The sequence below is a fragment of the Caballeronia sp. GACF4 genome (assembly GCF_023631025.1).
Classification (GTDB): domain Bacteria; phylum Pseudomonadota; class Gammaproteobacteria; order Burkholderiales; family Burkholderiaceae; genus Caballeronia.
Window position 1 is genome coordinate 1 of record NZ_JALQDW010000052.1, and the last position, 4,878, is coordinate 4,878.

General features: G+C 55.9%; 4 protein-coding genes and 1 pseudogene. 2 read left to right on the forward strand and 3 right to left on the reverse strand.

The window, feature by feature from the left end:
- On the reverse strand, positions 1-420 hold a 420-nt coding region (locus NCR40_RS31690; RefSeq protein ID WP_502801053.1), incomplete at its 3' end, for an AraC family transcriptional regulator N-terminal domain-containing protein.
- Between the two features lie 711 nt (positions 421-1,131).
- Here NCR40_RS31690 and NCR40_RS31115 point away from each other — a divergent pair.
- Positions 1,132-2,295 (forward strand): PDDEXK nuclease domain-containing protein, encoded by a 1,164-nt coding sequence (locus NCR40_RS31115; RefSeq protein WP_250511812.1) that lies wholly within the window; start codon positions 1,132-1,134, stop codon positions 2,293-2,295.
- A 1,208-nt stretch (positions 2,296-3,503) separates the two neighbouring features.
- A complete protein-coding gene (locus tag NCR40_RS31120; RefSeq protein WP_250511813.1) occupies positions 3,504-3,833 on the forward strand; it encodes a hypothetical protein in 330 nt (109 codons plus the stop codon).
- 239 nt (positions 3,834-4,072) lie between these two features.
- Here NCR40_RS31120 and NCR40_RS31125 read toward each other — a convergent pair.
- Together NCR40_RS31125 and NCR40_RS31130 are read right to left on the reverse strand one after the other, a co-directional pair.
- A pseudogene (locus NCR40_RS31125) lies at positions 4,073-4,524 on the reverse strand (NAD(P)H-dependent oxidoreductase); the annotation flags it as partial.
- Between the two features lie 73 nt (positions 4,525-4,597).
- The coding region (locus NCR40_RS31130; RefSeq protein ID WP_250511814.1) for a methyl-accepting chemotaxis protein at positions 4,598-4,878 on the reverse strand (281 nt) is incomplete at its 5' end.

A 4,878-nucleotide genomic window follows, 5' to 3' on the forward strand; every position in this document is an offset into this window, starting at 1 on the left:
AACAAACATTTTTGAGCCGCCTGGCTGACGTTCGAGCACCGAGTCCCAGCCACTGACCGTCACATCGATCGGCACGATTTTAACGCCATGACGCTGCGCGTCCTGTACGAGTTGTGAGGGCGAATAGAAGCCCATTGGTTGCGAGTTGAGCATCGCCGCGAGAAAGGCCGCCGGCTCATGGCATTTGAGCCAGCTGCTCGCATACACCAGCAGCGCGAAGCTTGCGGCGTGACTCTCCGGGAACCCGCGCTTGCGGCCTTGGCAGACGAGAACGATGCTCGGCTCGTACAAAACGGGAGTGCGGCCTAGTGAGCGGTTTGCACGAACGAAGCTGACACCGTCCAGCATCGATGCCGTATACCCCTCGTTAGGCGCAAGCATCTTGATCAGCCTGACAATTCGCCTCTGCATCTCAGACATCCTCCCTCCCAAGTATTGACTGCCGATCACCAATATATTTGATACGCGGAGTCCATGTACTCGTTTGATACTTTTAGGCAAGGGTCAAAGAACCACAGCCATGGCTCGTCAGATAGGTCCACTATCCTACCAGCGCCTGCAAGCCGGTCTGGATCGATTGCGGCCGGCTATGCTATTTTTGACGTTGGAAACGCAGTCAGAAAGTTTCAAGTTAAGAGAACGAAAATCCGGAAAGTTCAACGTTAAGTGAACCAGCAGTTCAAAGTTACATCGCACGGTCGACGGAAAGCTCGCCCCTCAATGAAGCGAGTTCAAAGTTAAAAAAATCGACACCAACACGACATAGAGTATCGATACGCGATTTTCCGTAAGGTTTTCGAAGGCAACGCTCTGCGCTTCACAAATACCCGCCGACGAACGCCTTCGAACCCGCGGATCCCTTTGTGATGGTACGTTGAGGTCTAACGCTGAAGCTTTGACGGAACGGGGATTGTTGTCGTTCTTGCTTGCGCAAAATTACGACGGGCCACTGAAGTGTGACGTTTGGTGGCCTGCGGTCGAGGCGGCCGGTCAGCTTTCACCGAACACGGCTTAATCAGCAGGTCCCATCTGTCGAGCCGGCCGTGTCATCGGCGCCAATGAACCGGGCTTTGCTTCAGAAGGCTTTAAAATTGCCGTCAACCAGGACGTTTCAGGATGCGGTGAAATAACGTGACAAACCCCGAGATCGTGCCAAGCCACTATGCTGCGCTTCATCAAGAAGTCGTTGGGGTGGTCGAGTCCGCGCGGCGAGCTGCTTCGCGCAGCGTCAACGCCTTGATGACGGCCGCCTACTGGGAAATCGGAAGGCGAATAGTGCAGAGCGAGCAGGGCGGCCGGGATCGGGCAGGATATGGTCAGACACTCATCTCACAGCTCGCCGAAGATCTGACCGTCCGCTTCGGCCGGGGTTTCGGGCGTGCCAATCTGGCTAACATGCGCGCGTTTTACTTGGCGTGGCCGGAGGAAACGATTTTCCAGACACCGTCTGGAAAATCTTCGGCTGCCGGCATGGTCCAGACGGTGTCTGGAAAATCTCGAACGGAACAGCCAACACCGGGCGCAGCGGACAAGCCCAACTTTTTGGTGCTGCAAGCGCGGTTTGCTCTACCGTGGTCAGCGTATGTCCGATTGCTCTCAGTGAAAGCGGCCGCAGCCCGAGCCTTCTATGAAACTGAAGCGCTACGCGAAGGCTGGTCAGTACGGCAGCTCGATCGGCAAATCGGTACGCAGCTCTTCGAGCGGCTCGCCCTGTCGCGCAACAAGGCTGCGCTCCTGACCAAAGCCAATGCCACTGAACCGCGCGATACGCTTACGCCAGAGGAAGCAATCCGCGACCCGTTCGTTCTGGAGTTCCTCGATCTAAAAGACGAATATTCTGAGTCAGATCTGGAAGCGGCGCTGATTCAGCGACTTACCGATTTTCTACTTGAGCTCGGCGACGATTTCGCTTTCGTCGGCAGGCAGCGCCGGCTTCGGATCGACGATACGTGGTTTCGGGTGGACCTGGTCTTCTTTCACCGGCGCTTGAGATGTCTTGTAATCATCGACCTGAAAGTCGGCCGCTTCAGCTACGCCGATGCAGGACAGATGCATCTCTATCTGAATTACGCGCGTGAACATTGGGTCAAGCCGGGCGAAAACCCTCCTGTAGGCTTGATATTGTGCGCCGAAAAGGGATCAGCAGAGGCTCACTACGCGCTCGACAATCTTCCCAACAAGATTCTGGCAGCCGAATACCAGACTGTCCTACCAGACGAAACTCTGATCGCAGCAGAGGTTGAACGGACCCGCGCTGAACTGGAGAAAAGGCAACCACTCGGCAGGCCCCGATGAAGTCTCAATCCGTGGGAGGCCTGGAGTGCGCTGCGCCTCTTCCGTTGCGCCACCTGTTGACGTTCATGCAGGACTGACACGCTTGGATAAGGACTGCGCAAAACCAAGAGCCCGCGTACAGTCTTCAAGCTTCGCCAATTCGACGTTTGGTAGGCGGCGGGCAAGGTAAGACCTTTTCGGCTTGAGCCAACGAACGTTCTCCCTTGCGGGGCCGCGTGTGAGAAACCCCTTTCTCCTTGTACCGGCTTACCAGTGCAGGGATCGATAGGCGACTTTCAAGATTAGCATTGAAGTTTGTGGAACAGCCCCCTGTGACCGGACACAGTCTCCCACTTACAGTAGCGGGTACTCGGACCGAATGTCCGTAAATGCGGTAGTAGAGCGCCAATGCGTCAGCCGTATCAACATTGTCCTCGACGATGACGATATCAAGCGTGGAGCCGAGGTTGGCCTGAACGTGATCGACGGCGCAAGTTATGTCCTAGTGAAAGCTGGCCAGAAGGACGCAACACCGTCGCAATAGGAATCGGCATAAAATCGAGGGACCACTGACTGGAGAACAATTTGGACTCGCCCTCGGTAGCGTTTTTTGTAGATCGATTGTCAGCACTGCTGGGTCAACAACCGGCCGGCACCACTGCAGAATTGACCGAAGTCGCAGTTGCGTATTTGGATGTAGACGGCTTGGTTGGTGTCTTCCTGTCAAAGGACAGTAAAGGGTTGCTCGACGAAGAGTTCGAGTTTGATGAAAATACGTGGCTTAATTGGAGTCCGGAGCTTGATGCATGGTTGGATAAGCCTACGTACGCAAGACGGTCGGACTTTAGAGCCTGGCGAGCGTTTAGGCATGGGCGGCCGAAACTGTAACGGTATGAAGACGCGATTGTCGCCGTTGCATGCAAGGAAACAGATGGATAGATTTGCACACCGAGAGACCCGCATGCTCCCCGAACAAACCATCGCAGGCGGATGAGGCAGGCGATACCGCAGATGGGCCTAACTGGCTGATCGGCTTAAAGAGAAATACCTGATCGTTACGATGGATACATTGAGTCTCGATGAGCGAGTCCAACTAGATTGTGAGGACGCACACTCTCTCCGACATACCTTCGGCACTCCGTCGGTAGCGGACAAGGTACCTGTCAATATTGTCCAGAAGGATCCCGTCCACGCGCCCCTTCAGACCACGACAATGTAAGTAGCGCACGATGTTTGACAAAGAATTCAACCTGCGTGCGGGACTCGCCGCGTTCTCGGATGCGGACCGTGTGGTTCCCGTGAACCTTGAACGGTTCGACCCCTTGAACTCGCTTGACGACCTGATAAAGTTGCTCGTGGAGACAGGCATTTCTTTTTCCCGTCCCAGTAACATGGAAGTCACGGCCGAAGACGGACGTAGACGAACCAAAGTAACGATCGAAGATGGCAACGTAGTCGGTGCGGCCACGAAAGCGGCGTGCGAACTGGCGGCGAGCTGGGTGGACGACGACGATGACGTAAAGGCTTGGCAGATCGCAACAGGGAGGTTTTTACGCTAGCTCTTTTCAGTGGTGAACCTACACCGTTTGAAAAGCTGGCCTCGACGCTTCTACTATTCGCGCAAAAGTAGAAGGGACGGACGTCCGTTACGGGTTCGCTCCGGAAGTTCGCCGCGAGGCTGAAGCGCTCCGGGGCTTGGACCGTGAACTTCAGCAACCGGCCACTTCCAGTCATTGGCCGGTACTTGCGGGCCGACATTCGAACGTCCGCATTGCCGCTGCTTTTAAGTCACCAAGCTCTAGATATTGGCCTGATTGACTCGCTTCATCAGTTCCTCTGCGCTCTCCTTGCGTTCGCTGTACCTATCTACAAGGCACGGACCGATGTCGCGCGTCAGCAGCGTGAACTTGACTAACTCTTCCATAACGTCAATAACGCGGTCGAAATAAGTTGAAGGCTTCATGCGTCCGGCTTCGTCGAACTCCAGGAAGGCCTCGGCCACCGACGACTGGTTGGGAATGGTCAGCATGCGAATCCAGCGTCCGAGCACGCGCATCCGGTTGACGGCGTTGAACGACTACGAGCCGCCGCTGACCTGCATCACGACGAGCGTCTTACCCCGGGTCGGCCGCACCGCCCGACCGAAAGCGGAATCCAGTCGACCTGCGCCTTCATGATGCCGGTCATCGCACCGTTCCGCTCCGGGGAGCACCAGACCATGCCTTCCAACCACAGCACCAGCTGCTCTACGAGCGGACTTAGCCGAGACGGAGGGTCGGATGGCAATTCGGGATCGTGAAGAGGCGGTCGCCATCGGAAAGGATTACAACCTCAATGTTTGCCCGGTCCGGAACGCGCCGACGACTGCGGTCAGTTGCTTGGCTTGGTCTTCCATTGACCCTGCTGCTGCCGCTGCTTCTTCAACGAGCGCCGCGTTTTGCTGTGTCACCTCGTCCATTTGGGAGATCGCCTGATTTACCTGTTCGATGCCTCGAGTTTGCTCGTTAGACGCGGACGCAATTTCGCCCATAATATCGGTGACTCGTTGGATGGCGGTGCCTACGCGCTTCATCGTTTCAGCTGCCTGTGCGACCAGTTCGGTTC